24 protein-coding genes and 2 pseudogenes are annotated in these 26,305 nt (G+C 70.8%); 15 read left to right on the plus strand and 11 right to left on the minus strand.

All coding sequences use genetic code 11. The features are described 5' to 3' along the window. The first annotated feature begins 102 nt into the window (after nucleotides 1-102). The 3 genes from OG429_RS37395 (at nucleotide 103) to OG429_RS37405 (ending at nucleotide 5,575) form a co-directional block, all read left to right on the plus strand. Nucleotides 103-3,834 carry a S8 family peptidase gene (locus tag OG429_RS37395; protein WP_328929705.1) on the plus strand — a complete coding sequence of 1,244 codons (3,732 nt, stop codon included), beginning with the start codon at nucleotides 103-105 and terminating at the stop codon, nucleotides 3,832-3,834. A 137-nt stretch (nucleotides 3,835-3,971) separates the two neighbouring features. Next, on the plus strand, nucleotides 3,972-4,964 hold the full coding sequence (locus OG429_RS37400; RefSeq protein WP_328929706.1) for a helix-turn-helix domain-containing protein: 993 nt from the start codon (nucleotides 3,972-3,974) through the stop codon (nucleotides 4,962-4,964). A 122-nt stretch (nucleotides 4,965-5,086) separates the two neighbouring features. Continuing rightward, on the plus strand, nucleotides 5,087-5,575 hold the full coding sequence (locus OG429_RS37405; protein ID WP_328929707.1) for a carboxymuconolactone decarboxylase family protein: 489 nt from the start codon (nucleotides 5,087-5,089) through the stop codon (nucleotides 5,573-5,575). A 74-nt stretch (nucleotides 5,576-5,649) separates the two neighbouring features. Here the strand turns inward: OG429_RS37405 and OG429_RS37410 are convergent, their stop codons facing one another. From OG429_RS37410 to OG429_RS37430, 5 genes are all read right to left on the minus strand, one after another. Continuing rightward, nucleotides 5,650-5,859 (minus strand): hypothetical protein, encoded by a 210-nt coding sequence (locus OG429_RS37410; RefSeq protein ID WP_328929708.1) that lies wholly within the window; start codon nucleotides 5,857-5,859, stop codon nucleotides 5,650-5,652. After that, the gene (locus OG429_RS37415; RefSeq protein WP_328929709.1) at nucleotides 5,859-6,269 is read right to left on the minus strand and encodes a hypothetical protein; all 411 of its coding nucleotides are present in this window, start codon (nucleotides 6,267-6,269) and stop codon (nucleotides 5,859-5,861) included. The genes OG429_RS37410 and OG429_RS37415 overlap by 1 nt, the downstream gene beginning before the upstream one ends. 198 nt (nucleotides 6,270-6,467) lie before the next feature. After that, nucleotides 6,468-7,913 carry a sensor histidine kinase gene (locus OG429_RS41625; protein WP_405676674.1) on the minus strand — a complete coding sequence of 482 codons (1,446 nt, stop codon included), beginning with the start codon at nucleotides 7,911-7,913 and terminating at the stop codon, nucleotides 6,468-6,470. Then, nucleotides 7,910-8,620, minus strand: coding sequence for a response regulator transcription factor (locus OG429_RS37425; protein ID WP_328929710.1), 711 nt, complete (start codon nucleotides 8,618-8,620; stop codon nucleotides 7,910-7,912). Before OG429_RS37425 ends, OG429_RS41625 begins: the two co-directional genes overlap by 4 nt. A gap of 179 nt (nucleotides 8,621-8,799) precedes the next feature. Then, nucleotides 8,800-9,423 (minus strand): TetR/AcrR family transcriptional regulator, encoded by a 624-nt coding sequence (locus OG429_RS37430; RefSeq protein ID WP_328929711.1) that lies wholly within the window; start codon nucleotides 9,421-9,423, stop codon nucleotides 8,800-8,802. Between the two features lie 212 nt (nucleotides 9,424-9,635). Here OG429_RS37430 and OG429_RS37435 point away from each other — a divergent pair, with 212 nt between their 5' ends. The 3 genes from OG429_RS37435 to OG429_RS37445 all read left to right on the plus strand — a co-directional run bounded on the left by OG429_RS37435 (nucleotide 9,636) and on the right by OG429_RS37445 (nucleotide 11,462). Further along, nucleotides 9,636-10,769 carry an FAD-dependent oxidoreductase gene (locus tag OG429_RS37435; RefSeq protein ID WP_328929712.1) on the plus strand — a complete coding sequence of 378 codons (1,134 nt, stop codon included), beginning with the start codon at nucleotides 9,636-9,638 and terminating at the stop codon, nucleotides 10,767-10,769. A 64-nt stretch (nucleotides 10,770-10,833) separates the two neighbouring features. Further along, entirely contained in the window at nucleotides 10,834-11,079 is a 246-nt protein-coding gene (locus tag OG429_RS37440; protein WP_328929713.1) for an antitoxin MazE7, read from the plus strand. A gap of 2 nt (nucleotides 11,080-11,081) precedes the next feature. Next, nucleotides 11,082-11,462 carry a toxin Doc gene (locus OG429_RS37445; protein WP_328929714.1) on the plus strand — a complete coding sequence of 127 codons (381 nt, stop codon included), beginning with the start codon at nucleotides 11,082-11,084 and terminating at the stop codon, nucleotides 11,460-11,462. Between the two features lie 55 nt (nucleotides 11,463-11,517). On the opposite strand, the gene OG429_RS37450 is transcribed toward OG429_RS37445, so the two are convergent. Both OG429_RS37450 and OG429_RS37455 read right to left on the minus strand, forming a co-directional pair. Next, nucleotides 11,518-12,042 (minus strand): hypothetical protein, encoded by a 525-nt coding sequence (locus OG429_RS37450; protein ID WP_328929715.1) that lies wholly within the window; start codon nucleotides 12,040-12,042, stop codon nucleotides 11,518-11,520. Between the two features lie 274 nt (nucleotides 12,043-12,316). Then, nucleotides 12,317-12,646, minus strand: a pseudogene (locus OG429_RS37455) (ribosomal maturation YjgA family protein); the annotation flags it as partial. A gap of 476 nt (nucleotides 12,647-13,122) precedes the next feature. Here OG429_RS37455 and OG429_RS37460 point away from each other — a divergent pair. From OG429_RS37460 to OG429_RS37475, 4 genes and pseudogenes are all read left to right on the plus strand, one after another. After that, entirely contained in the window at nucleotides 13,123-13,671 is a 549-nt protein-coding gene (locus OG429_RS37460) for a hypothetical protein (protein WP_328929716.1), read from the plus strand. A 112-nt stretch (nucleotides 13,672-13,783) separates the two neighbouring features. Continuing rightward, nucleotides 13,784-14,614, plus strand: coding sequence for a hypothetical protein (locus OG429_RS37465; RefSeq protein ID WP_328929717.1), 831 nt, complete (start codon nucleotides 13,784-13,786; stop codon nucleotides 14,612-14,614). 268 nt (nucleotides 14,615-14,882) lie between these two features. Then, nucleotides 14,883-15,527 (plus strand): DNA alkylation repair protein, encoded by a 645-nt coding sequence (locus OG429_RS37470; protein WP_328930541.1) that lies wholly within the window; start codon nucleotides 14,883-14,885, stop codon nucleotides 15,525-15,527. Between the two features lie 21 nt (nucleotides 15,528-15,548). Then, nucleotides 15,549-15,754 (plus strand): annotated as a pseudogene (locus OG429_RS37475) (TnsA-like heteromeric transposase endonuclease subunit); the annotation flags it as partial. Between the two features lie 672 nt (nucleotides 15,755-16,426). Here the strand turns inward: OG429_RS37475 and OG429_RS37480 are convergent. Next, entirely contained in the window at nucleotides 16,427-16,969 is a 543-nt protein-coding gene (locus tag OG429_RS37480; RefSeq protein ID WP_328929718.1) for a GNAT family N-acetyltransferase, read from the minus strand. A 251-nt stretch (nucleotides 16,970-17,220) separates the two neighbouring features. Here OG429_RS37480 and OG429_RS37485 point away from each other — a divergent pair, with 251 nt between their 5' ends. Both OG429_RS37485 and OG429_RS37490 read left to right on the plus strand, forming a co-directional pair. Then, nucleotides 17,221-18,381 carry an alpha/beta hydrolase gene (locus tag OG429_RS37485; protein WP_328929719.1) on the plus strand — a complete coding sequence of 387 codons (1,161 nt, stop codon included), beginning with the start codon at nucleotides 17,221-17,223 and terminating at the stop codon, nucleotides 18,379-18,381. Between the two features lie 142 nt (nucleotides 18,382-18,523). Further along, the gene (locus OG429_RS37490) at nucleotides 18,524-19,591 is read left to right on the plus strand and encodes a serine hydrolase domain-containing protein (protein WP_328929720.1); all 1,068 of its coding nucleotides are present in this window, start codon (nucleotides 18,524-18,526) and stop codon (nucleotides 19,589-19,591) included. A gap of 94 nt (nucleotides 19,592-19,685) precedes the next feature. On the opposite strand, the gene OG429_RS37495 is transcribed toward OG429_RS37490, so the two are convergent. Both OG429_RS37495 and OG429_RS37500 read right to left on the minus strand, forming a co-directional pair. Then, nucleotides 19,686-20,831, minus strand: a complete 1,146-nt coding sequence (locus tag OG429_RS37495; RefSeq protein WP_328930542.1) for an RNA polymerase sigma factor — start codon at nucleotides 20,829-20,831, stop codon at nucleotides 19,686-19,688. A gap of 8 nt (nucleotides 20,832-20,839) precedes the next feature. After that, entirely contained in the window at nucleotides 20,840-21,247 is a 408-nt protein-coding gene (locus OG429_RS37500; RefSeq protein ID WP_328929721.1) for a YciI family protein, read from the minus strand. 782 nt (nucleotides 21,248-22,029) lie between these two features. Here OG429_RS37500 and OG429_RS37505 point away from each other — a divergent pair. Then, nucleotides 22,030-23,244: a glycosyltransferase gene (locus tag OG429_RS37505; RefSeq protein WP_328929722.1), complete on the plus strand. Its 1,215-nt coding sequence runs from the start codon at nucleotides 22,030-22,032 to the stop codon at nucleotides 23,242-23,244. A 94-nt stretch (nucleotides 23,245-23,338) separates the two neighbouring features. Next, the gene (locus tag OG429_RS37510; RefSeq protein WP_328929723.1) at nucleotides 23,339-24,235 is read left to right on the plus strand and encodes a patatin-like phospholipase family protein; all 897 of its coding nucleotides are present in this window, start codon (nucleotides 23,339-23,341) and stop codon (nucleotides 24,233-24,235) included. A 176-nt stretch (nucleotides 24,236-24,411) separates the two neighbouring features. On the opposite strand, the gene OG429_RS37515 is transcribed toward OG429_RS37510, so the two are convergent. After that, nucleotides 24,412-25,665: a DUF11 domain-containing protein gene (locus tag OG429_RS37515; protein WP_328929724.1), complete on the minus strand. Its 1,254-nt coding sequence runs from the start codon at nucleotides 25,663-25,665 to the stop codon at nucleotides 24,412-24,414. 351 nt (nucleotides 25,666-26,016) lie between these two features. On the opposite strand from OG429_RS37515, the gene OG429_RS37520 reads away from it, so the two are divergent. Then, nucleotides 26,017-26,295, plus strand: a complete 279-nt coding sequence (locus OG429_RS37520) for a hypothetical protein (protein WP_328929725.1) — start codon at nucleotides 26,017-26,019, stop codon at nucleotides 26,293-26,295. Nucleotides 26,296-26,305: the final 10 nt, after the last annotated feature.

Raw genomic sequence — 26,305 nt, forward strand, 5'->3', positions numbered from 1 at the left:
CCACGGTGTCCGGCGGTTCACGGCTGACAAATGCTTGCCATGGCGAGGACTTGCCGCCCCCTGGCCTTCACGTCGGCGCTACTCGGCCGATAGACCCATGGCATGTCCTCCTCCTCTCAGTCCTCCGCCTTCCGGCGCAGGCGCTGGCAGCTGCTCTCGGCCGCTACCGCGGTGCCGCTGCTGGCGTCGGGGCTCGCAGTTCTGCAAGCGCCCGCACAAGCCGCTCCGAGCAAGCCCACCGCTACCGCCAAGCCCTCGGCGACCCACAAGGTCACCCTGGTCACCGGCGACGTCGTCACGGTCACCACGACGGCCGACGGCAAGCAGATCGCCGACGTCGACCGGCCGGACAGTGCCGTCGGCGGTGTGAAGATCCAGCAGATCAAGGGCGACCTGTTCGTCGTCCCGGACGAGGCCGTGCCGTTGCTGGGCACGGACAGACTGGACCGACGGCTGTTCAACGTCACCGACCTGATCGAGATGGGCTACGACGACGCGAAGTCGGCCGCGGTCCCGCTGATCGCGACGTACACCCAGCCGAGGTCCGGCGCGGCGGTCGAGCCGACGGCTCCCCAGGGCAGCCGGCTGACCCGCAAGCTCAAGGACATCCACGGCGCCGTGCTCAGCACCGAGAAGAAGCAGGCCCGTACCTTCTGGAGTTCCGTCGCGCCGCAGGGCAGCGCGACGTTGGGCGCCGGTGTGGCGAAGCTGTGGCTCGACGGTCGGGTGAAGGCCAACCTGAAGGAGAGCGTGCCGTTGATCGGCGCCACCGAGGCATGGGCGGCCGGCTACACCGGCAAGGGCGTCAAGGTCGCGGTGCTCGACACCGGCATCGACGTCAACCACCCCGACTTCGCCGGCCTGATCGACGGCACGGCCAGCTTCGTACCGGATGAGGCCGTCACCGACGTCAACGGACACGGTACCCACGTGGCCGGCACGATCGTCGGCTCCGGCGCAGCCTCCGGAGGCGACAACAAGGGCGTCGCCCCCGGCGCCGACCTGTTCGTCGGCAAGGTGCTCGGCGGCGCGGAGGGCTACGGCCAGGACTCCTGGGTCATGGCCGGCATGCAGTGGGCCGCCGAGTCCGGTGCGGACGTCGTCAACATGAGTCTCGGCGACTCCTACCCGACGGACGGCAGCGACCCGATGTCGCAGACGGTCGACGCGCTGTCCGCGCGGTACGGCACGCTGTTCGTCATAGCCGCCGGCAACGCGGGCCCGGAGAGCATCTCCGCTCCGGGCGCGGCCGCCTCGGCGCTGACCGTGGCCGCCACGGACAAGCAGGACCGGCTCGCCGGTTTCTCCAGCACCGGTCCGCTGGCGCACTCCGGCGGCATGAAGCCGGACATCGCCGCTCCCGGCGTGGACATCACCGCGCCCCGCTCGTCGCAGATGACCGGCGGTGGAGAGGGCTCCTACCGCACCCTCAGCGGCACCTCGATGGCCACCCCGCACGTGGCAGGCGCTGCGGCGATCCTGGCCCAGCAGCACCCGGACTGGACCGGCGCGCAGCTCAAGGAACACCTGATGAGCACTGCGAAGGGTCTGGACGGCGGGTACTCGCCCTACGAGGTCGGTACCGGCCGTCTCGACGTGGCCGCCGCCGTGCACACCACCATCCGCGGTACCGGATCGCTCCTCTTCGGCAACCACACGTGGCCGCACGAGCCGAGCGACGCCGCCGTCACGAAGAACCTGACCTTCACCAACCCCGGCCCCGCCGCCGTCACGCTGAACCTGGCGCTGACCGGCGGCGGCCCGTTCACGCTGGGAGCCACCACGGTGAGCGTCCCGGCGGGCGGCACCGCCGCCGTCCCCGTGACCGGTGACCCCCGAACCGCCCCGGCAGGCCGGCACGCCGACTACGTGACAGCCACCGACGCGGCCACCGGACAGCCGGTGACCCGCACCTCCGTGGCGCTCCTCAAGGAGGAGGAGCGCTACGACCTGAACATCAAGCTGGTCGGCAGGGACGGCAAGCCCGCCGCCGGCTGGGTCGGAATCAACCTCGCCGGCGACGTCTCACCGTGGTCGGTCTACGTCGACGGATCGACCACCATGCGCATGGCGCCGGGCACGTACACCGTCGCGGGGTACCTCGACGTGGCCGGCGAGAAGGCGGACCGCTCGGGTCTGGCCGTGCTGGTCGACCCGGAGACCGTACTCAAGGACGGCTCCGCCGACGTGGTGCTGGACGCGAGCCGCGCACACCTGCTGCAGACCGAGGCGCCGGAGCGCACCGAGGACCGCCAGCGCAAGGTCGACTTCAACGTCCACTACAAGGGCCTCGACCCGTACACGGACTACCGCGGCGCGTACGTGCTGCCGCCGACGTACGACGACGTCTACGTCGCACCCACGGAGCCGATGGAGCAGGGCGAGTTCATGCTGACCACCCGTTGGCGCAAGGGTGAGCCGCAGCTCGGCCTGAGCACCTCGGACGGTCGGCTCCAGCTCGACACGCTGGTGCAGGCGGGCAGCTCCCTGGGCACGGCCACGGACAGGCTGGACGCCGTCTACGCGGGCAACGGCGCGGCGGCCGCGTACAAGAAGGTCAAGGCCAAGGGCAGGGCGGTCGTCATCGAACGCAGCGACGAGGTTCCGCCGCAGGAGCGCACCGAGGCCGCGGTCGCGGCCGGTGCGAAGGCGCTGATCGTGGTCAATGACGGGGTCGGAGCCCTGATGGAGTACGTCGGAGAGTCGGCCATCCCGGTCGCCACCGTGCACCGCGACGCCGGCAAGGCCCTTGTCGCGATGGCCAGAGCCGCCACCCACAAGCTGACCGTCAAGCAGACCCGGTACACGCCGTTCGTCTACGACCTCACCCGGGACTACCCCGGTCAGGTGCCGGACCGGGCTCTGGTCTACAAGCCGGCCAAGGGTGACCTCGCCCGGATCGACGCCCGCTACTACTCCGCCGCGGGAGGCCGGTCCGCGGAAGGCTACCGGTCCGACTTCACGCTCAGCCCGTCCTTCAACCTTCCCGAGCGCGAATGGCACCCGGGCACCCGCACCGAGTGGGTGACTCCGGGCCAGGTCTGGCGGGAGTTCCACACGCAGGGCGTCGACGGAGTCCTGCCGTGGTCGATGGTGTCGGGCGACAACACGTACGCCAAGGGCAGCGCCACCCGGCTGGACTGGTTCGCCCCGGCGACCAGGCCCGGCCAGAGCGAGTCCTTCGGCGTGTACAACTCCCGCTGGCAGAACCACATGACCTGGAACGTGCAGGCGTGGGCCTCGGCCAGCGACACCATGCGGCTGGGCGGCTACCTGCCGTGGGGTGAGACTCCGTCCCACCTGCAGGTGTTCCAGGGTGACAGGCTGATCCACGACAACCCGGTCGGCGGAGACATGCAGTGGCAGGAGGTACCGGTGGGCAACCTGCCCTACCGCGCCGTCCTCGACGTGGAGCGGCCCGGTGACGTCTTCCGGCTGTCGACGCGCACCCACACCGCGTGGACCTTCATGTCCGACACCGTCGACTCGGACTCCTTCGAGCCGTTCTCGGTGCTCAACCTGGACTACAAGCTCGAGTCGGACCTGCACGGCGACCTCAAGGCCGGTGCGAGGCAGCAGATCGCGCTCAAGCCGGTGTCCATGGACCTCGGCACCGTGCCGGGCACCGTCACCACGGTGGCGCTGGACGTCTCCTACGACGACGGCGCCACCTGGCAGAAGGTGACCCTGGCCAAGGGCACCGACGGCTCCTGGACGGGCTCGTTCACGACGGCCGCGAAGCCCGGCGGCTTCGTCTCCGTGCGCGCGAGCGCCGAGACGGACAGCGGCTTCAGCGTCAAGAACGAGATCATCCGGGCGTACGGACTGCGATGAACCGCAGCGTCGGGCCCCGGGGAGGCGACTCCCCGGGGCCTTTCCCGTCATACGTGCTCCCAGCAGGCACTATTCAGGGTCTCCCGCCATGGCGCATACTCTCCCCGCCGCGGCAAGGGAAGGAGGATCGGTCGCCGATGCTGGATGTGCTGGGCCTCGAACCCGATGACGAGCGCGTCTACCGGGCGCTGCTCGGACGGCCGCACTCCACAGCGACCCTGCTCGCGGACGTGCTCGCCCTGCCGCAGGCCCACGTCGACAAGACGTTGTCCCGCCTGGTCGGGTGGGGCCTCGTGACCAGGTCGGCGGACGAACAGTTCACCGCCGCACCGCCGGCCGTGGCCCTCGGCGCTCTCATCACCCAGCGCCGGGACGGGCTGCGCATGGCGGAGCAGGCACTGGTGACCTTCGCCGAGGAACACCGGGCGGCGATGACCGGGAGCAGCATCAGCGATCTGATCGAGGTCGTCACGGGTGTCGACGCCATCCGTCATCGCTTCCTCCAGGTGCAGCAGGCGGCCCGCACACAGGTCCGAAGCTTCATCACCGCACCGTTCGTCGCCCTGGCGCCCGACGAGAACACGGCCGAGCCCGTGGCCATCGGCCGCGGTGTGCAATTCCGGGCGGTACTGGACCGGGCCGTGCTGGGAGAGCCGGGCATCATCGACGATGCGATCGATTCGCTGCGCAAGGGCGTGCAACTGCGTGTCGCCGACCAGCTGCCGATGAAACTCGTACTGGCCGACGCCGACCTCGGCCTCGTCCCGCTCGCGGTCACTCCGGACGGCGAGCCCGGCGCCGTGCTGCTGCACCGCAGCGGCCTGCTGGACGCGCTGGACGCGCTGTTCGAGACGGTATGGCGAACCGCCCACCCGCTCGAACTGGCGGGCCTCGGCGGAGGGGCCGAACCTGCCGTCGAGCTCGGTACGAACGGCCCGACCGACCTCGACCGGAGGATCCTCGCGCTCCTCCTGGCCGGCCTGACCGACCTTTCGGCCGCGACACAACTCGGTCTGTCACCACGGACGCTGCACCGGCGCCTGCGCCACCTCATGGACCTGGCCGGGGTCCGAACCCGTATGCAGCTCGGCGGTTACGCCGTCCGGCACGGCTGGACGGAGCCGCACTGACGGTCCTGCGCCGTTCCCGGAGAGCGCCGGAGGAAATTCTTCCCGGTTCCTGTCACATCTTCGTGAGCCCATCCGTCAGTGCTGTGAAGACGCCGATCTGGCCGATGTGAAGGAGTGCAGTCATGACGAACCCCTCGATCTCCCGGATGTCCGACCCGGGCGAGTTCGTGCCCGAGTTGAGGGACATCAGTGCCGCCCTGTTCCGGGCCACGGGCAACCGTTCGGTGCCGCGTACCACGATGAGCCTCGTCCACCTGCGTGCGGGGCAGATCGTCGGCAACACCTATCTGACCATTCTGAACACGGGCTTCCTGCGCAAGGCGGGGGAGTCCGAGGAGCGCATCACCGCTGTCTCTTCCTGGCAGGACGCCCCGTACTTCACCGGTGCCGAGCGTGCCGCGCTCGCCCTGGTGGAGGCCACCCTCCAGCCCGCCCCGCGCGGCGAGGAGCGGGTCTCGGACGCGCTGTACGCCGAGGTGGCGAAGCACTATGACGAGAAGGCGCTGGCCACCCTCACCATCGCGATCGGCCAGATCAACTTCTTCATCGCCCTGGCCGTCATCGGCAAGCCGCAGCCGGTCAGCTCCCTCGCGGACCAGCAGTGGGACTGACCTGAGCCGCTGACGCGCACGCGGCGACGGCCCGCCCCGGCATGCCGGGGCGGGCCGTCGGGACAACGGGCCGGTCAGTTGTTCTGCGAGGCGTCCGCGTCCGCCTGCGAGGCCGCGTTGTCAGCGGCGTCCAGCTTCGCCTGCATCTCCGCGGCCTGGCCGTCGGCGCCCGCCGACTGCTCCGCCTTGGGGTGGGCGTCCGCGCCGCCCCCACATCCGGTCAGCAGCAGGACCGCTCCCGCGGCCACGGCGGCGAGCGCGGTGGCGCTGCGGCGGGTGGACATCACTTGGACCCCTGCGCGGAGCACCAGGTGGAGACGGCCTTCAGGTCCGTCTGGCGCTGCTGCAGGGTCGGCACCAGGTTCTTGCGGAAGGCCAGGCGGTCATTGAGGTACGCGTGGATCTCGGTGTGGCCGGCGCTCTTGGCTTCGGCGACGCGCTGCTCGAGCCGGGCGACCGAGCCCGCGACGGTGGCGTCGCCGTTCAGCCGGGTGAGGGCGGTGCTGATCCTGGTCTCGGTCTTCGGCAGGCGCTTGCAGATCGCCTTCGCGCCGTCGCCCTTCGGCGCTGACTTGGCCGGTGCGGTGGTGGGGCTCGGCGAAGAGCTGTCGGCCTGCGCGGGGCCGGCGGACAGCAGTGCGCCGGCCAGGGCGACGGCGCCGATCGCAGCGGCGGTCCTGCGGTTGCGGAACATGGTGGTATCCCCTTCGGTGCGACGGGCCGGTGCGTCGGCGTACCGGCCGGACAGGACGCTAGGGAGCGATTTTGTGGATTCCTTGTGACCGTGGGACCCGCCGCACCCCGCCCCGCCGCCCGGCCGCCGCACTCCGCCGCCCGGTCGCCGCACCCCCGCCGCCCGGCCGCCGGTCCCGATCCCGGCTCCGGGCCCCGCTCAGTCGCCCCGGGAGATCCAGTCGCGCCGTGCGGGCAGGCGCAGCGTCGGCTCGTCCGCCGAGGCCAGCGGCAGGCGCACCTCGAAACGCGCACCCGCCCCGCCGGGGGCGTCGCCGAGCGTGACCGTGCCCCGGTGCAGTGCGGCCTGCTGGGCCACCAGCGTGAGCCCGAGGCCGGAGCCCGGGCTGCCGGCCCGGTGGTGGAACCGCCGGAAGACGGCCGCGCGTTCGGCGGGCGGCACGCCGGGCCCCTCGTCGTCCACGGTGAGCACCGCGAAAGCGCCCTGCGTGCGCAGCCGGACCGCGATCCGAGGCGGCGCTCCCGGCAGGTGGCCGTGCACCACGGCATTGCGCAGCAGATTGGCGAGCATGATCTTCAGCCCGGAGTCCCAGCCGAACACCCGCAGTTCCGCCGGCAGCTCCACGTCCAGCTCCGCCTCGCCGTGCCGGCGCGCCGCCTCCCCGACGGCCGCGTCCACCAGCTCGCAGAGGTCGAGCGGCGCGAACGCGGACACCTCCACCAGGTCACCGAGCCCGAGCATCCGCAGCGCCGTCAGCAGTTCGAGCAGCCGGGCGTGGTCGCTGCGCAGGTCCCGCACCACCTCGGCCCTTTCAGCGGGGGAGAGGTCGGGGTGGGCGGCGAGTACGTCCAGGTCGGTCTGCATGCTCATCAGCGGCGTACGCAGCTCGTGCGAGGCGGCGGAGGAGAAGGAGCGGGCGGTGTCCAGCGCCTGCGCGGTCCGGGCGGCCTGCTCGTCGTAGCGGGCGAGGAGCTGGCCGATCGCCGCGGACAGTTCGTCCACCTCGGCGATGTTCACCGGCGTGCCGACGAAGGCCGCGGCCCCGGCTGCCGGGTCGAGTTCGGCGGCCCGGCGGCTCAGCCGCCGCACGGAAGCGGTGGCGCGCCCCGCCAGCCCGTACGCGAGGAGCCCGGAGACCGGGGCGGCCAGCAGGGCCACCAGCAGCACCCGGCGCCGCACGGCGGCGAGCTGCGGGTCGGTGGCCGAGGCCGGGGTGTGGATCCACAGGTTCCCGGGCGCGGGGCCGGTCACGGGCACGCTCAGCACCCGCCAGGCATGGCCCTTCACGTGGACCGTGACCGGGCCGTCCGGGGTCCGTTCGGGCAGCTGCGTCCCTTCGGCCGGCTGCGGCCCGCCCTGCAGGACGGTCGCCCCGTCCGCGCTCTGTACGCGGATCCCGGCGTCGAGGACGTCGCCGAGCACCTTGCGCTGCTGGTTCTGCTCCGCTTTCGGCCGGCCGTTGCGGTCGGCGGTGAGCAGGGCCCGTACGTCGGGCAGGACGGCCGAGGCCCGGTCGTTCAGCCGTACGTCCTGCTGCTGGCGCAGGTCGCGGCCGACGAGCCCGAGCACCAGCAGGCCCGCGGCCAGCACCAGCAGGGGCGTGACCACCGTGACCGAGAGCGCGATCCGGGTGGCGAGCTTCACGCAGCGCTCCCGTCGGGCACGCGCAGCACGAAGCCGACCCCGCGCACCGTGTGGATCAGCCGGGGGCGCCCGCCCTCCTCCAGCTTGCGGCGCAGGTAGCTGACGAAGGTGTCGACGGCGTCGGTGCGCACCTCGAAGTCATAGCCCCACACCCGGTCCAGCAGCTGGTCCCGGGTCAGGACGATGCCCGCGTTGCGCACCAGCGTGGCCAGCAGCTCGAACTCCCGCCGGGTGAGATGGACCTCCGTCCCGCCGTGGCGCACCTGGCGGGTCGCCTGATCCACCTCCAGCGGTCCGGCGCGCAGCACGTCCTGCGCGCTGCGCGCCGGGCTGCGCCGCAGCAGGGCGTGCAGGCGCAGCACCAGCTCCTCCAGCGCGAAGGGTTTCACGAGGTAGTCGTCTGCGCCGGCCTGGAGCCCGGCGACCCTGTCGGCCACTTCGTCCAGGGCCGACAGCATCAGGACGGGGGTCTCGTCCCCGCGTTCCCGCAGGCGCCGGCACACTTCCGTACCCGTCAGCCCCGGCATGGACACGTCCAGGACGAGAACGTCGGGTATGCGTGCGGCGAGCGCGGCGAGAGCGCCGGGTCCGTCCTCGGCGAGGACCACGGTGAAACCGCTCAGCCGCAGCCCGCGCTCCAGCGAGCGCCGGATGGCGGCGTCGTCGTCCGCGACCAGCACCACTGCCGTGGTCGTACTGCCTCCCACACTGCCCTCCTCGTGGCCCCGGTCCCGGCCGGACGCCCTGAACCGCGCCCGACCCTCTCACAACGGCGGGCCCGGGAGTATGCCGGGCCCTGGCGGCGTACTTCCCGCGGGCCGGGCACCTGGCGCTCCGGCGGCCGGAGTGCAGCAGGTGGGCGAGCTGCCCGGGGCCGGCCACTACCTCATCGACCGGCCTGGGTGAGTGCGCTCCAGCCGTGCTCCAGCAGGTCGAAGGCGCGGGTGATGGCCCCCCGGCGGTCGTCGTGGGAGTGCACCGCGCGGGGGGCTTCGAGGGCGAAGTGCGCGAAGGCGGTGCAGGCGGGATCGTCCGGGGCGAGGCCGCTCTCCTCGGCGATGACCTGGGCGAGTGCGGCGGTGTGGCGCAGCCACATGCTCTGGACGTAGTCGCGCAGGGCGGGGGTGCTGTTCACCAGGTTGGTGAAGGCGGTGAAACCGGCGTCGTCGTCGACGGAGGCCAGCCGGGTGCGCAGGGCGTGTTCCCGCAGGGCCGCGGGGACGGACTGGTCCTCGGGCCGCTCGCGGACGGCCGCGAGGAGGCGGGCTTCCTGGTCGGCGTCCTCGTCGAAGACGAGGGCTTCCTTGACCGGGAAGTGCTTGAAGAGCGTGGTGGTGGACACGTCGGCGGCGTCGGCGATCTCGCGGATGCCGACGTTGTCGTATCCGCGCTCCAAGAACAGGCGCAGGGCCGCGTCGGCGATGGCCTGACGGGTGGCGGCCTTCTTCCGCTCACGGCGTCCTTGCGGAGCCGCCGAGTGGACCGAGGCGTCGGTCGTGGTGTCGGGCATGCCCCAACCCTATCGCCATGGTTGCCCAGATTCAAAAGTGCAGTCGTTGCACTTATTCATCCGGTGTGCTTTTCTGAAATGGCGGCCCTGAGGCGCTGCGGTCCCTTCGTCATCCCTTTCCCTCTGCCCCGAGAAGGGTGATCAGGCATGCCCGCGCACGGATTTCTCCCCTCAGCCGCACCACCGCTGTGCGACATGAACGGAGCCTCACCTTGAAGACCAATCCCGCACCCCGCATCGCCATCATCGGAGCCGGGCCCGGCGGCCTGACCTGCGCCCGTATCCTCCAGCAGTACGGCATCACCGCCACCGTCCACGACCGTGACGCCGGCCCCGACGCCCGTGACCAGGGCGGAACCCTCGACCTGCACGCCGACAACGGCCAGATCGCCCTACGCGAAGCAGGCCTGCTCGACGAGTTCTTCCGGCTGGCACGCCCCGAGGGGCAGGAGATGCGCCAGATGGACTCGACCGGAGCCATGCTCTTCCACCACGTCCCGGACAAGGCCGAGCGGTTCAAGCCGGAGATCGACCGCAGCCAGCTGCGCGACCTGCTGCTCAACTCCCTCAACCCGGGTACCCTGCGCTGGGGCCACGCCCTGCAGGCGATCAGCGGCCCGACCGATGGTCCCCGGCGACTGCACTTCGCCGACGGCGCCACCATCGAAGCCGACCTCGTCATCGGCGCCGACGGCGCCTGGTCCAAGGTCCGCCGCGCCCTCTCCCCGGCCGCCCCCCGGTACAGCGGCGTGAGCTTCCTGGAAGCCCGGTTCCACGACGTCGACCGCCGGCACCCCGACATCGCCGCACTCGTCGGACAGGGCGGCGCGGCCGCAGCTGACGGGGAGCGCGGCCTGTTCGCCCAGCGCAACAGCGGCGACCGCATCCGCGTCTACGCCATCCAGCGCGTCCCGGCCGACTGGATCACCGCGAGCGGCCTCACGCTCCACGACACCGACGGCATCCGTGCCCTCCTCCTGGACCGCTACCGCGACTGGTCACCCCGCCTGCGCCGGCTGATCGCCGACAACGACGGCCTCTACGTCGACCGCCCGATCTACGCCCTGCCCGTCCCGCACACCTGGGAGCGCAACCCCAGGGTGACGCTGCTCGGCGACGCCGCCCACCTCATGCCCCCGCTCGGCGTCGGCGTGAACCTGGCCATGCTGGATGCCTGCGAGCTCGCCCTCGCCATCGCCCACCGGGACACCGTCGAAGAAGCGATCCACGCCTATGAGAAGACGATGCTGCCCCGCTCGGCGGAGATGGCACGGCTTCTCGACGGTGGAGCCGAGCAGCTGTTGTCCACCGAGCTGCCCGACTTCGCCCACGACGACAGCCACTGAGGTCCCGATCGGCGGATTCCCGAAAGGTATTCGTGAAGGTATTCATGAGTGCATACTCGGAGGCATGGCAGATACGACTGTGAAGATCGACTCGGAGACCCGGGACCGGTTCGCCGCGGTGGCCCGGGCCCGGGGCAAGAGCGTGCGCGCCTATCTGGCGGAGCTGGCCGTCGAAGAAGAGAACCAGCTCGCCCTGGGCAGGGCGACCGCCGCGTTCCGTGAGGTCGTCGCCCAGCCGGGTATCGCGGAGGCCTTCGACCGTGAGTTCGGCGGGCTGCCGACGTCTGCGAGCACGAACCGGGCGGCCTGACCTTGGAGCTGCACATCGACATCCGGTGGCTCCTGGACCGCCAGGAGGAACTGCTCGGCAAAGAGCTGGGGGTCCTGGACTACTCGGGTCTGGTCGCCGCGGTCGCCCGCCACCGCGTCAACACCCCGGCGCTGGCGACCGGCGAACCCGATGCGTACTGGCGGGCAGCGGCGCTGCTGGAACAGATCGTCCTGCTGCGCCCACTGCCCGCCAGGAACGAGTACTTCGGCTACGGCGTAGCCGTGGCCTACATCAAGGCCTCCGGCAAGGACGTGGACACGGCGTTCGAGCCGTGGCGCGACCTGATCACCGACATCCGCGCCCTGCGCCTGACCGTCTATGACGTGGCCGACCGGCTGCGCTCGATGCGCCCGCGTTCCTGATCGGGGTCGTGTGCCGCAGGCCGCCCCAGCCGGCCGTCATGCCGTCGTGGCCGGGTCACCAGCTGGGTCCGAGTGGTGGAGATGATGTCAGGGCGAGTGCGGCGACCCGCAGCTGTGGTGCCCAGGTCCGCTGGTCGAACCCCAACGTGTACTCGATGCAGCACTCGCATTGCGGGATCAGCGACACGAAGGATCGCTCCTCCTCGGTTTCGACCTCCGTCTCCCACCAGTCGCCCGCAGCCAGTTCGGCGAGAGCGATTTCCCCGTCAATGAACTTCGCCGCCAGCCGGCGCAGAGCGTGGCGCCGCGCCAGGACGGGATCGGGCAACTCCATTCCTGACTCGGCGAGAGCCTCCTCGAACGCCTCGTGGATATCGCGGGCATCCGCGTTGCGCGGCAGACCGGCGAGCTCGCACAGCACCGGGGTGTCCAGCCCGGCGGCGAGCGCCTCAGCGGCGATCATCGGCAGGTCTTCCGGGTAGATCTCATCCGCCTGATAGCGCCAGGCCGCCTCACGCAGGGACATGCCGCCGCTCTGCGTCGCGGTTTCCCGTTCCGGTGTCGTTCCTGCCTCTCCCATGACCCGTACGATGCCAGCACCGTTCGCAAGGAGAATGCCCGGGGTGCGGCCCCGCTCGGAATCTGCCCCGTGTGTTCGCCTCGAACCCGAATGCATCTCGCAGGGCGGTGATGTCAGGTCAGCTGAGGTTCTGGTGCTGTTCGTCGTGCGGTGCGCGGGCCGGACCGGCTGTGCCTCGCCGACGGGCGGAGGTGGCACTCGGCGTAGGGTGCCCGGTCGCGTGTCGGCTGGAGGACCCGCTTCCTCGGCCATGTCGGGTCGTGACCGTGGCGTGGATGAGCCATCCGGCGGCCGCGCCGACTGCGTACCAGAACAGGTCGGGTGGGTTGAAGGTGGAACCGAGTACGAGGCGGGCGACGGTACTGCGCTGGGCGAGCTCCGCCGGGACTCCGCTGACCTGGAAGAACTCGATCACCCAGCTGATGGTCAGTGCACTTGCGGCGGCTCTCAGGGGTGTCACCCGTGGCGCGGCGACAACGACAAGAGCGAGGAGCAGTGCGGTGTACAGCGCGTCTCCGCCGTACTTGGCCACGCTCCCCGCCGCCACGGCCCTGAGACCCAGCCCCACGCCGACGATCACCGCAGCGGCACCCGCTGCCGCCAGACGGGTCCGTACCGGATCGGCGGCTGCGGCACGGTCAGAGGTTCCGGGTATCAGGGCCACGGGGTCATACTGCCGGACTCCCGCCGCTCGCCCCGCCCACGCCTGCCGATTCCGGGCGTGGCATCGCCTCTACACGCGGCAGCCATCCCGGAAAGTCCGCTTTCAACCCGAAACGCGTAAAGGGTGGATGGCGCGCGTCGCAGTCCATCCGCAGTGGGGCGTATGGGCCCGGGATTGTTTCGACGGCCTGGGTGTGGCGCCATGTCGTTGACACTTGCCGAACGGCGTGCGAAAAAGAGCTACAGGGCGTGTTCGGCCACTGTCGCCTCGTCTGAGGTGCGGTTCTCCTCGTGACCGGCCGTCCAACGCGTGCCCGCGCCGGCGCTTGGCCGCGTGGAATTCACTGTCGCCACACGTGAGACTGTCGAACAGTAGGCACATCACCGCACACGCGAACGGACAACTCTCCTTTGACCATGATTCCCGGATCCCGTGTTCCGGGGCGGACCTGGACGGTCCGTCTGACCGGCCACGGCGACCACACCGTCTCCGTCACCTGCAGCACCGAGGCGTGCCGCATGCCGCCCCGGTCCAAGGACACAGCCGCCATGCGGCGGTTCGCAGCCGAGCACGCCCGCGCACACGCCCGGCTCGCCACTGTCCGCCCCCACGCCGCGTGCGCCTGCCGCGCCGCCGAATGCGGATTCCACGAGGACACGAGAGCCTCCTGCACCGGTGCTCCGCTGCTGGTCCTCATCCACAACCCGGCCATCGGCCAGGTCTGGACCCTCGCCGAGATCTGCCAGGCCTGCGCACCCCTCATCTCCCACACCGCCGTCCTCGGTCGCGCCGAGCGGCCGACGGCTCCTCGTACCGCTGAGGCATCGGGTCCCGCTTCGCAGGTCCCCGTTTCACCGGTCCCGGCGCGTGCGGCCGTGGCCGGCGGCTTTTCGTCCCCCGAGGCCGCTCCCGAAGCTGTCTCCCGGCGCCGCCCGCACCGCGGCGGCCCCAGGCGCGCCCGCTGAAAGCCTCCACATGCCCGGGCGCCCCGGCCCGAACCGCCCTTTGACCGACAGAGTAATAAGGCTGTGACCTGCGGCTATTCAGTTGACCCGCGTTGATCACTAGGGTTCGGTCGTGCCGAACAACAATGAGATACCCGCGGGTCGGAGCGGCCCGGACGACGATGAGTGGAATGACTTCGTCCGGCGTTTCGAAGCGGAAGGATCCGGTCTGCAGTCCGCGCCACGGCCACGGCCCCGGCGGGTGTGGCCGCTGAACCTGGGGCTGGCGCTGGTGGCGGCGGGCGCGGCCTTCGCCGTGCTGAAGTACACCGGAGTGTCAGCCGACGACAGCACCGCCGCGCCTGCTCCGGCCGCGTCCGTGCCCGCCAGGGCTACCTCCGCCGCGCCGTCGACCGCGCCGTCGCGGGGCACGGTGGCCGCGGCCGGCGGCACGCGGCCGATGGCGCCGCTCGCCGAACTCTTCCCGGCCGAGGTCAAGGGTGCCTTCGGCGCCGCCTTCACCCGGCTGGGCTCGACCGTGATGGAGTCCTGCACGGAGCCGGACGGGGTCGGACCCCGGCTGGCTGCCATGATCGAGGACAGCGCGGGCTGCGTCGGCGAGCAGATCGCCCTCTACAAGGATGACCGGAACAACCAGTTCAACGTGGCCGTCTTCACGATGAAGGACCCGCAGGACACGGTGAGGCTGGTGACCGAGCTGGCGATGGCCTTCAACGACTACCAGGTCGCTGTGCAGGCCCCGCCTGCCGGATCCGGCCTGCCGCGTCTGCCCGCGGAGAGCGGGCTGGTGCAGGCTTTCACGGGCCACGGCCGGGTCATGGTGGTCGCCATGGGCCAGTGGTCCGATGGCCGGACCGCCGACTTCCAGCAGCTCGTGGACCGCATGAAACCGCTCCAGGACGCGGTCTCCCAGAAGGTCGGCGCCCACGAGGGCAGGGGCTGAGCAGTTCCAGGGGGCATGGCCGGGTGATGAGTTGGAGCCGCACCACCACGAGTGAGTGGACATCGCGCTGGAACGTATGTGGTGCGGCCCCGATCTCCCGGACGAACTGGCGGTACGCGGCTGAGCCAATGCGTGGAGACGCGGGATTTCGTATCGGCGGCTGCCGTCGAACCGGCGTGTGCGGCGGGAGGCTGACGCCCGTCGTAGGCTGAATCCCGCACGTGATGGACAGGAGGCTGAGGTGGCCGAGACGACGGTGGCCGAGGTGATGGCCGAGCTCGCCGAACTCGAGGACCCGAAGGCACGCGAGGTGAACGAGAAGCACGGTGACGATCACGGTGTGAACCTCGGCAAGCTGCGCGCCCTCGCGAAGCGGCTGAAGACGCAGCAGGAACTCGCGTGCCGGCTCTGGGAGACGGACGACACCGCGGCGAGACTCCTGGCGATCCTGATCTGCCGCCCCAAGGCGTTCGAGCGTGACGAGTTGGACTCCATGGTGCGCGAGGCACGCACGCCCAAGGTGCACGACTGGCTCGTGAACTACGTGGTGAAGAAGAGCCCGCACTCCGAAGAGCTGCGCGTGGCCTGGTCCGCGGATCCGGATCCAGTGGTCGCAGGCGCCGGCTGGGCGCTGACCACCGAACGCGTGACGAAGAAGCCCGAGGGCCTCGACCTCGCGGGGCTGCTCGACGTCATCGAGGCGGAGATGAAAGACGCCCCGGACCGCCTGCAGTGGGCGATGAACCACTGCCTGGCTCAGATCGGCATCGAGCACGCCGAGTTCCGCGCCCGTGCGATCGAGATCGGTGAGCGCCTGGAGGTGCTCAAGGACTACCCGACCTCCCCGGGCTGCACGTCTCCCTACGCGCCCATCTGGATCACCGAGATGGTGCGCCGACAGCACGATCGCTGAGTTTGTGGGCAGGTCCGGGGCGTGCGGTTCGAGCTTGGTGAACCGGTTCGCGGTTTTCGCTGGGGACAAGACAGCGTCAGCTTCGCGGGCTGGTACTGCGCCGATACCTCGGGCGGCCACGTCGGTTACGAGTCGTGGCTTGAGCGGGACCGGCTGAATCTGCTGGACCGGGATCCGGTGTTGTGGGGATCGCTTCGCAGCCGTTCTGGCTGCATTGGCATGACGGCAGGGGTAGCGGCGGAGCGGGCCTGCCCGGCGGCGGGGTGGGAGTTCAGTTGGTAATTGGCGCTCCTGCGTGAAGTGCTACGGCATGTTCTTCTACGGCTTCCAAGACAGCGGCCGCTGTCCCGTCGGCGGCGCCCACAGCCGCCAGGCCAGGGCTGACTACGACTTCGTCCTCCCGCACTTCTAGACCCGTCTTCCGCGCATGCCCCGTCCGGTTGGATCCAGGCATGTGCGGTGTCTGGTTGTCGGTTCTCCGGACGAGTTCTGGGAGCTGTTTCGGTGCGTAGTGGTGGCGTCAGCGTCAGTTGGATCCGTACCAGCCCGTCTCCTTCCTGGAGGAGTACGGAGGTGTCCGCATCGGAGTCGGGCAGGACACTGTGGGTCTCGAACCGCGGCCTGAATCCGTCAGCTTCGTGCATCAGGACCTCGTGTACGAACGGAGGTGAGGCGAACGGCAGGGGGAAAGCGACGGGGGCCGCGTTGCGGCGGGAGGATTCAAGCCCGCTACGGACTGTTTGGTCCAAGACGTGCGAACCCGCTGCATCACTCTTTCCACGATGCTGATCCTCCGGCACCACGGGGACCCGCCGCTACTTTCTTTCCGCTCTCCAGGCGGTGCTGGGTCTGGCGGTCCCGTGGCTGCGCGTACGGCGCAGATGGTCACTCTCCCGTCGTCAGAGCGGAGCCAGGATCATCAGGACTTCGTCGCGATCGTCTCCGGGGGCGAGGCGAAGGGCGCCCGGCCAGCGGCCGATTTCCTTCCAGCCGAGGCGTCGGTAGAAGTCCTCCAGCCCCACGCCGCCGCGTGCGGCCAAGCGGAGTTGCTCCAGCCCCATCTCGTCTCGGGCGATCTCACGAACGTGATGCATGAGCGCAGCCCCGATGCCCCGGCCGCGCAGGCCGGTCCGCGTTTGGACATGGTGGAGCGTTCCCCAGTGCGCGATGAGCTCGAAGGGGTCACGCCGAACATTCAGCCACCCGACGAGGTGGCCGTCGATCGATGCGACCACGAGGCGACTCGTCTCGGGAGCAAGGCCCGAGACGAGGGAGTCGACCGCAGGGGTGGCCTGGCTCGCGTCGATGGGAGGGAAGGGGAATCCCGCTGCCCCGCCGGCATTGGTGATCTCGATCCAGCATTCGATGAGTGCTTGCCTCAGCTCCGGAGTGACGTGACCTGGGGCTGTGACCTGTCGTAGGTCGAGGGGTCCGCTGTTCATACGGGAGATCGTTGCACCCGGCACTGACACTTCCGGGTCCCGGCCTGGGCCAAACGCGCTGCGGCGGACCAGGACGGTGTGTGCGCGTCCCGGACGGCCTGGGATGCGGCGGATACGCCGCGAATGCCTTGGGTCCCCGCTCGCGTTGCCCGTGATACCCCATCCGTGGTACCACAGTTGGGGTACCACGGATGGGGTGCCGCTGCCGCGGGCGTGAGGCCGTGGCGGCTGTGATGCGGAGGAGGAGCCCTGTGCCTCTCGGCTACCTGTGGACCGTGGTGTTCGTTGCCGCGGGAACGCTGTTCGCCCTCGCCCCGGTGCGCCGGCCGCGGCCGCTCACCGACCTGAGCTTCCGCATCGGCCTGGTGATCGGCGAGCTGCCGTTCGTCGCCCTGGCCTGGCTCCTGCTCTGGACAGCGGTGGCCTTCGCCCAGGGAGACGTTGACGGGCCCGGCAGCTGGGCGGCTGTCGCGCTGGCCGTGATCACCGCGGCAGGGCTCGTGCTCGTCGTACGGCGCGGGTTGCGGGCTCGGACCGAGGTCGAGCGTGCCTTGGCCGAGGGCTTGGGCATCGACTGGCGGGCCGCGATCGCCCCCGACGCGACTGTCGGGCTACGCGGTCACAGGACGCTGGCCCGCATCCTGTTCCGGCCGTTCGCCGGCCGCCCGCGCGCCGTGGTTCGGGTGGCGGACCTGCGGTACGGTCCCGGCGGCCGGCGTCACCAACTGGACGTCTACCACCACCGCGCGCGGCCGTCGGGTGCCCCCGTCCTGATCCACCTGCACGGCGGCAGTTACCGCGGGGGCCGCAAGAGCACCCAGTCCCTGCCGCTGCTGCACCGGCTCGCGAGCCGCGGCTGGGTGTGCGTCAGCGCCAACTACCGCCTACGGCCGGAGGTCCGGCACCCCGAGCACCTGATCGACGCCAAGCGCGTGATCGCCTGGGTTCGCGAGCACGGCCGCGCTTACGGAGCCGACCCCGCGACACTCTTCATGGCGGGCAGTTCGGCCGGTGGCCACATGGCGGCGCTGGCCGCCCTCACCCCCGGCGACCCGGCTCTCCAGCCGGGCTTCGAGACCGCCGACACCTCGGTCACCGCGGTGATCGGACTGAACGGCTACTACGGCCCCTACTACGGCCAGGGACCGGAGTCCTCGCCTTCGGCGCACATCACCGCGGACGCGCCGCCCTTCTTCCTGGTGCACGGCGATCGGGACACCATGGTGCACGTCGACATCGCCCGACGCTTCGCCGCAGACCTGCGGGAAGCCTCCGTCGGCACCGTGGTGTACGCGGAACTCCCCGGCGCCCAGCACGCCTTCGACCTCTTCCACTCGCTGCGCTTCGAGGCGGTCGTGGATGGGGTCGAGGCCTTCGCGGGCTGGGTGATCTCACGCGAGTGGGCGCCCTGACCCCCGGCGACCCGGGCACCTCGGCTGCGCGTACCCGCCGAAGGGCGGAACCTGCCGCCCTCCCTCCCTGTTCCGCCGCGCCGTTCGAATGCGCAGGGTGGAGTGGCAGTTAGCGTGGGCGATCCGCCGGAAGGGAGCCCGCATGGATCTTCAGAAGGCGGTCGACGCGCTCGTCGCGTCCGGCGCCGAGAGCGGGCTCCAGGTCGCCGCGTACCTGCACGGCGAGCCGCTCGCCGAGGCGTACGCGGGCGTGCCAGGGCCCGGGACGCTGATCCACAGCTTCTCCACCGGCAAGGGCTGCACGGCGACCCTGGTGCACGTGCTCGCTGAGCGCGGTCTGGTCGACTACGACACCCCGGTCGCGCGCTACTGGCCGGAGTTCGGGGCGCACGGAAAGACGGGGATCACCGTCCGCCACGCCCTGACCCACACCGCCGGGATCCCCCAGCTCCCGCGCTCGCTCACCGTCACCGAGCTGTGCGACTGGGACACCATGTGCGGGATCGTTGCCGGGGCGCGTCCTCTGTGGGAGCCGGGCTCCGGCAGCGGCTACCACGGCTGGACCTTCGGGTGGATCCTCGGGGAGACCATCCGCCGTGTCACAGGCCTGACCCCCGGGCGAGCACTGCGCCAGTACATCGCCGAGCCCCTCGGGATCGCCGACGAGGTGTACTTCGGCCTCCCGGAGTCCGAACTGCCCCGCGTCGCACCGCTGGTGGAGGGCGGCTGGGAGGTGCATCTGGCCCGCCTCCCGCTGGGCGCGCCCTTCACCCGGCTCGTGGCACCGAACCGGGGAGTGTGGACCACCGCCGCCCTCGCCAACCGCCCCGCCTACCTGCGGGCCGACCTCCTCGCCTGCGGGACCATGACCGCCCGGGCCGCCGCCCGCATGTACGCGGCGCTGCTGGGCGAGGTCGACGGGGTCCGGTTGCTGTCGCCGGAGCGGCTGGCGCAAGCCGCGGCGATCGCGGTGGATGGCAAGGACCGGATGCTGGTCAGGCACCACATGAAGGGGCTCGGCTACTTCCTGGGGATGCCGGCGATGGCCGGCCTGCCGACCTCCTTCGGCCACCACGGCAGCGGCGGCAGCATCGCGTTCGCCGACCGCGAGCGCGGCCTGTCCTTCGCCCTCACCCGCACCCGCCTGGTCGACCCCGCGAACGCCACGGCCACAGTCCTGGCCGACGACCTTCGCGCGGCCATCGGCTGAAGGGTGCCCCCGAGCCCGAGCCCGAGCGGCGCGGCGCGGCGCGCAGCAGGGAACAGCGGCGGAGCATCGGCGGGGAGAATCCGAGCGGGACCCGTCAGGGACGCCGGCGGGCGTTGAGCCGGGCGGCCTGGCGCGTCAGGTGGTCGCGCTCGGCGAGGTTGGGCGCCTGTCGGGCAGCCTCCGCATAGAGCCGCGCCGCCGTCGCCAGGTCGCCGTCGCGTTCGTGGAGGTATGCGGCCACCGCGGCGTGGCGGGGCAGTGAGTCGTCCAGCTCCGCGAGCGCCGCCAGGCCCGCGCGCGGTCCGTCGGCCTCGCCGACGGCCACCGCGCGGTTGAGCCGGACGACCGGGCTGTCGGTCAGGCGCGCGAGCTCGTCGTACCACTCGACGATCTGCACCCAGTCGGTCTCCTCGGCGGTGGGCGCGTCGGCGTGGAGTGCCGCGATGGCGGCCTGGGCCTGGAACTCGCCCAGCCGGTCGCGGGCGAGGGCGGTCCGCAGGATGTCGACACCCCCGGTGATCGATTCGGTGTCCCACCGGGTGCGGTCCTGCTCGGCGAGCGGCACCAGGCTGCCGTCGGGCGCGATCCGGGTGGCGCGCCGGGCGTTGTGGAGCAGCATGAGGGCGAGCAGCCCCGACACCTCGGGGTGGTCGATCGCGGTCGCGAGCTGCCGGGTGAGCCGGATGGCCTCGGCGGCGAGGTCGACGTCGCCGGAGTAGCCCTCGTTGAAGACCAGGTAGAGGACGCGCAGCACGGTGGCGACGTCGCCGGGCCGGTCGAACCGCACGCCGGAGACGGTGCGCTTGGCCCGGCTGATGCGCTGCGCCATGGTCGCCTCGGGCACCAGGTAGGCCTGGGCGATCTGGCGGGTGGTCAGCCCGCCGACGGCGCGCAGCGTGAGCGCCACCGCGGACGACGGTGTCAGCGACGGGTGGGCGCACAGGAAGTAGAGCTGGAGCGTGTCGTCCACCGCGGGCGCGGGCCCGGGCGCCGGCTCCTCGTCGACGAGATCCTCCCGGCGGCGGCGCGCCGTGTCTGCCCTGGTCGCGTCGAGGAACCGGCGCCAGGCCACGGTCACCAGCCAGCCCTTCGGGTCCCGCGGCGGATCGGCGGGCCAGACGCGGACCGCCTCGACCAGCGCGTCCTGTACGGCGTCCTCGGCCGCCGCGAAGTCGGCTCCGCGGCGGACGAGGATCCCGAGCACGCTCGGCGTGAGGCTCCGGAGCAGGGCCTCGTTCATCGGAGAGGTCACTCCGTGATGGTGGGCGGCTCGGCGAGGAAGGGGCGCAACTCGAGCCACTCGTGGATCGGCTTCCCGCCCGCCCCGGGGGCGGCCGACAGCTCCCCGGCCAGCTCGACGGCGCGCTCGTAGCCGTCGACGTCGATCACCATCCAGCCGGCGATGAGGTCCTTCGTCTCGGCGAACGGGCCGTCGGTGACCGGCGGGCGGCCCTCACCGTCGTACCGGACCCAGCGCCCCTCAGGAGCGAGCGCCTGGCCGTCGACGAACTCGCCGGTCCCCTCGAGCCGTGCCGCGAAGTCGTTCATGTACTGCACGTGCGCCGAGATCTCCTCAGGCGTCCACTGGTCCATGGGCACGTCGTTGACCGGAGCCGGGGCGCCGCGGTAGTGCTTGAGCAGCAAGTACTTGGCCATGGTGGTTCTCCTCGGTGCTGGTGCGACCCATTGTGGTCGCGTTCACTGCTGGGACGGAGCCAGCCACGGTTTCTCGACATGGTCGGCCGCATCTTTTTTGGCGCTCGTCGACGATCCTGGGGGAGCCGTCTCGCGGGCCGGGGCATCTGCCCGGATGTCCCTTAGGGGGAGCAGTGTCGATCAAAAGGGGACGTATCGGTGACATACAACTTGCTTACCGTCGCGGCCGTCAGCCCCGAGACCATGGCCGTCGCCATTGCCGGCAGCCTCGGTGTCGCGGTCGGTGATGTGGACGTGGCCGATTCTGACGGCGACCCCGGCCTCCGTAACCCGACCTCTATCGAGAACGGCTGGAAGCCCGCGACGAACTCGCCGCCATCGGTGCCCGCCTGCCAGGCAACGTCACCGAGCTGCTCGACGGAGCACTGGAGGAATTGGACAGGCGGTTCGCCGCAGCAACAGGGGAAGACCCGTCGGGGAGCCTGCGCAGGGAACTGACCGGCGCGCCCGCGGATACGACCCCAGCCGGCTGGTGGTGGCATCGCCGCCCGGATCCCACACCCACAGCGGACACGGCTCCGGCCCGGGCACGCAGCGACGGGCCGTCGTCGCTGCGCGAGGAGGTTGTCAGTCCACAGAGGACGACAAAAACAAAAGGCAAGGAGCTCCAACTCCTCGCCACTATCAACCTATAGCGCACAGGGGGGCTTGCGGCAAGACCCGGGTCGTACCGCAGAATCGTCGGCCCAGAGCCGGAATCTGCAGAAATGGGGAGATGTGCAGTGCGTGTGCTGTTGTCGACGTGGGGGTCGCGCGGGGACGTCGAACCGCTGGCGGGACTGGCCGTGGCGTTGCGGGAGTTCGGTGCGGATGCGCTGGTGTGCGCGCCGCCGGACGAGGAGTTCGCGGAGCTGCTGGCGCGGGTCGGCGTGCCGCTGGTGCCGCTCGGCCCGACGGTGCGCTCGGTGGTCGCCGGTACGAAGCCGCCGACTGCGGAAGACGCGTTCCGGCTCGCTCCCGAGCTGGTCGCCGCGCGGTTCAACACGCTCACCGGGGCGGCGGAAGGGTGTGACGCGGTGCTGGCGACCGGCCTGATGCCGGCTGGCGCACGGGACGTGGCCGAGAAGCTGGGCATCCCCTACGTGTTCGCGTGCTTCCACATCTTCGGACTGCCGTCGCGGCACTTCCGTCCGGGGGCACGACCGGGCATGCAGTCCCCGCAGGACGAGACCGACAACCGCGTGCTGTGGGAGCAGGACGCCCAGAGGGTGAACGCGTTGTACGGCGAGGCGCTGGGCAGTCATCGGGCGGCGATCGGCCTGCCGCCGGTGGACAGCGTCCGCGACCACGTCTTCACCGGCCGGCCGTGGCTGGCGGCCGACGCGAGGCTGTGCCCGTCGCAGGGCATGACCGACCTCGACATCGTGCAGACCGGGGCGTGGATCCTGCCCGACGGCCGTCCGCTCCCGGAGGGGCTGGAGGCGTTCCTGGGCGCGGGCGCACCACCGGTGTACGTGGGTTTCGGCAGCATGGCCGCACATGCCCCGAAGGGCATCGCCCGGGTGGCCATCGAAGCGAGCCGCGCGCAAGGCCGCCGCGTACTCCTCGCCCGCGGCTGGGCGGACCTGGCCCCGATCGACGACGCCGACGACTGCTTCGTCGTCGGCGAGGTCAACCAGCAGGAACTGTTCCGCCGGGTGGCCGCCGTGGTGCACCACGGCGGCGCGGGCACCACGACGACGGCGGCCCGGGCCGGCGCGCCTCAGCTGGTCGTCCCCCGGATCGCGGACCAGCCCTACTGGGCCGCCCGGGTGGCCGAGCTGGGCATCGGTGCGGCGCACGAAGGCCCGACGCCGACCTTCGAGTCCCTGTCCGCCGCGCTCACCACGGCCCTGGCCCCCGAGACCCGAGTACGGGCGAGGGGCGTGGCCGGCATGATCCGCGCCGACGGCGCGACGGTGGCCGCGAAACTGCTGCTCGACGCAGTCAGCCGGTAAAGGCGGTGTCCCCGCCGCCTGCTTGACCTGAAGTCGGGTTGAGGTCCTACCGTCGACGGCGTTGATCACCGTCTGATGACAGGGGGACGAGCTCGTGCATCTCGGTACTGGAGCCACTTTCGGCCGGGCACTCGTACTGGGCCCAGGAGGCCTGGTCGGTACGGCATGGATGGCCGGGCTGGCCGCCGGACTGCGCCGCGGTGGGGTGGATCTCGGCGAAGCCGACCTGACCATCGGCACGTCGGCCGGTGCGATTGTCGGCGCGCTGCTGGCCACCGGTCAGGACCTCGACCGGCTTGCCGCCCCGGCGCGCCGGCCGGGTCCGGCGGCGCCACGGCGTGAGGTGGATGCCGCCGTGATGGGTTCCGTGTTCGCCGTGCTCGGTGAAGAGGGGCTGGATCCCGGGGAGGCCCGGCGCCGGGTCGGCCGGATCGCGCTCGACCACGCCGGTTCCGACGACGAACGGGCGCTGCTCGCGGCGCGGGGCGCCCTGATCGGCTCGACCACCTGGCCGGACCGGCAGCTGATGCTCACCGCGGTGGACGCGGCCACGGGTGAGCCCGTTGTGTGGGACCGCACGAGCGGCGTGCCGCTGGTGCACGCGGTGGCCGCGAGCAGCGCCTTTCCCGGGGCCGAGCCGCCTGTCGCCGTCCAGGGGCGGCGGTACATGGACGGCGCCCTGCGCGCGGGGACGAACGCGGATCTCGCGGCCGGTGCCCACACGTTGGTCGTCGTAGAGCCGTTGGCACACGTATTTCCCCGGGAGCAGCTTGAGCAGCAGCTGGCAGCCGTCGGGGCGTGGGCTGTTGTGACCGTCGGTCCGGATCCGGATGCGGTGCGGGCTTTCGGTTCCGACCTGCAGGACAGGGCGAACTGGGAACCGGCGTACCGGGCGGGTCTTGGCCAAGCGACCGCCACCGTCGAACGGCTGCGCCCCGTGTGGAAGGCCGAAGCGGAAGCCGCCGCTGAAGCCCACTGGCCAACCCGCTGATCAGCAGCGGCACGTGCAGCAGGTGGCACTGCGCACCTACGTACTGCTGCCTCGGAGGTACGACGACCGGAAGGTCCTGCCGCCGGGGTGGCAGGCGAGGCGGATGGTGCGGTCTGGCCGTCGGCTACGACTGGACCGCCACCATCTTCATCCGGTCAGCGAGGTGAACCGAAAGCCTAGGCGTCGTCCTTCGGCGTGATGCGGGTGGCCGTCGTGTCCTTGTTGTTCTCCTTGTTTGGGTCCGCGTCGTCGCCGAACACCCTGGCGGTGTTCTTCACGGTGGTGGGCTTCGAGACGTTGGCCGCGGTGCCGGTCACCTCGACCTCCACACGGTCGCCCTTCGGCAGCGGACCACCCGTGCAGGAGAGGATGCCGTCGGTGATCTCGCACCCTTCGGTCGGCGTGGTGGGCGTCAGGATCTTCGCGGGGATGTCGTCGATCAGCGACCAGCCGGAGGAGTCGTGCTTCCCCAGGTTCTTCACGGTGATGCGATAGCTGACTTCGCTGCCCGCCTCGACGCTCTTGGGGCCGTGCTTGTGCACAGCCAGGTCGGCGGACGAGTCGAGGAAGCAGGAGGTGGCGTCGAGGTTCGTCGCCGGGGTCGTGGTCTGCGTCGACAGCACGGTGAACCAGGGGTTGGAACCGGTCGCATTCTTCACGTGGACTCGGATGAGCTGTCCGGAATTGCGGAAGAATCCGAGGTCGCCGTTGCCGTACGTGAAGACGCCGCCGAAGTCCTCGCCGCCCGGAAGAACACCCGGGAAGAAGTCCACGCTCTCATTGGCGATGTCGATCCGCGTGATGGCACCGTCGTCGGTTGAGCCCCACAGGAATCCGTCACGGAACGCGATGTCGAAGACGTCGAGTTCCGGGTCGGCCAGCTCCGGGACATCGATGACACCCGTGACGGAGCGGGAGGTGACGTCGATCCGGTAGATCTGGCCCGTGTTGTCGGCCAGGACGTAGTAGTTGCCCTCGTCGTCGAACGTTCCCGAGATGTAGAGGGCGGGCGGCAGGCCGGCAATGGCACCGAGGTTGGTGAAGTCTCCATTGCGGTCGAAGCGGACCAGGTCGTTGTTCGCGTTGCCGAACGTGGTCCCGTAGAGGTACCGATCGTCCGGGTTCACGCCGATGGCGTTGTAGAGGAACGGTGTCGGGTCGCCCAGCGGCGTGAACTGGACGGTTCCGGGCCCTCTGTCGGCGGTGTAGAGCTGGTCCGGGTCACCGAACGAGACGTAGACCTGTCCGTCGCACGCAACGCCGTCTCGATCGGGACGCTGCTGCGCGACAGCCGCCGCAGGAGCCGGGACGGCACCGGCCGGTGACGCCGGCAGGCTGGAAGCGAGCCCGGCGACGATCCCCACTGCGCCCAGCGCGGAAAGCGTACGCAGCCGCCGCTTTCCGCCGTTCGCGTTTGTTCCTCGAATCACGAAGATGCACCTTTCGCTGCTCATGGCAGACAGGGCCCCAAGACGGAGGACCCGTGTGTGCCGGATGTGACGGACATAGACCAGCACAAGGGATGTCGGGTCGGATATCGTGGCTCCGGCTTCGGTAATGATTTCGCTCGAATGCGCCATGACAATGCGTGGGCGAAATCTTTCAGATCATCAGAACGTCGGCCCAGCCGCGCCGTTGACCGACGCGCAGGGTGGAATCGTGCCGCGCGGTGATCCGTTTGAGAGGACCTGGCCGGCTCCGGACCGTGATGACCCCGGCTGGGGTTGCCGGTGGTGCGGCGTCCGCTGTCGGGGTACACGGTCTCGTCCCTGGTCGACGGCATGGCCGTGGTCGACGTCGGCCGGCTGGCGGTGGAGCCGGCACCCGCTGACGGCCGCGGTATGTGGGTGGCGCTCGCGGCAGCTGCCTACGCCCTCCCCGGCGCGGCCGGTGCGGTACTGCTCAACCGCCTCCTGCGCGGACTCCGTCGAGCTCGGCTCGCCACTTGGGACGCGCTGCTGCGCGCCCGCGCGCTCGGCGTGATCCCGCTCGCCCAATCGCCCGGGAAGTTGACATCCTCGGCGCTCGCGAATTACCTTCGCCATTACTTAAGGATGTAAACCATCTATT

Source organism: Streptomyces sp. NBC_00190 (assembly GCF_036203305.1).
Lineage (GTDB): Bacteria > Actinomycetota > Actinomycetes > Streptomycetales > Streptomycetaceae > Streptomyces.

Coding starts and splice junctions, on each gene's coding strand:
- OG429_RS37395 (WP_328929705.1), top strand. CDS start 103: ATGTCCTCCTCCTCTCAGTCCTCCGCCTTCCGGCGCAGGCGCTGGCAG.
- OG429_RS37400 (WP_328929706.1), top strand. CDS start 3,972: ATGCTGGATGTGCTGGGCCTCGAACCCGATGACGAGCGCGTCTACCGG.
- OG429_RS37405 (WP_328929707.1), top strand. CDS start 5,087: ATGACGAACCCCTCGATCTCCCGGATGTCCGACCCGGGCGAGTTCGTG.
- OG429_RS37410 (WP_328929708.1), bottom strand. CDS start 5,859: ATGTCCACCCGCCGCAGCGCCACCGCGCTCGCCGCCGTGGCCGCGGGA.
- OG429_RS37415 (WP_328929709.1), bottom strand. CDS start 6,269: ATGTTCCGCAACCGCAGGACCGCCGCTGCGATCGGCGCCGTCGCCCTG.
- OG429_RS37430 (WP_328929711.1), bottom strand. CDS start 9,423: ATGCCCGACACCACGACCGACGCCTCGGTCCACTCGGCGGCTCCGCAA.
- OG429_RS37440 (WP_328929713.1), top strand. CDS start 10,834: ATGGCAGATACGACTGTGAAGATCGACTCGGAGACCCGGGACCGGTTC.
- OG429_RS37450 (WP_328929715.1), bottom strand. CDS start 12,042: ATGGGAGAGGCAGGAACGACACCGGAACGGGAAACCGCGACGCAGAGC.
- OG429_RS37460 (WP_328929716.1), top strand. CDS start 13,123: ATGATTCCCGGATCCCGTGTTCCGGGGCGGACCTGGACGGTCCGTCTG.
- OG429_RS37470 (WP_328930541.1), top strand. CDS start 14,883: ATGGCCGAGCTCGCCGAACTCGAGGACCCGAAGGCACGCGAGGTGAAC.
- OG429_RS37480 (WP_328929718.1), bottom strand. CDS start 16,969: ATGAACAGCGGACCCCTCGACCTACGACAGGTCACAGCCCCAGGTCAC.
- OG429_RS37490 (WP_328929720.1), top strand. CDS start 18,524: ATGGATCTTCAGAAGGCGGTCGACGCGCTCGTCGCGTCCGGCGCCGAG.
- OG429_RS37495 (WP_328930542.1), bottom strand. CDS start 20,831: ATGAACGAGGCCCTGCTCCGGAGCCTCACGCCGAGCGTGCTCGGGATC.
- OG429_RS37500 (WP_328929721.1), bottom strand. CDS start 21,247: ATGGCCAAGTACTTGCTGCTCAAGCACTACCGCGGCGCCCCGGCTCCG.
- OG429_RS37520 (WP_328929725.1), top strand. CDS start 26,017: ATGGCCGTGGTCGACGTCGGCCGGCTGGCGGTGGAGCCGGCACCCGCT.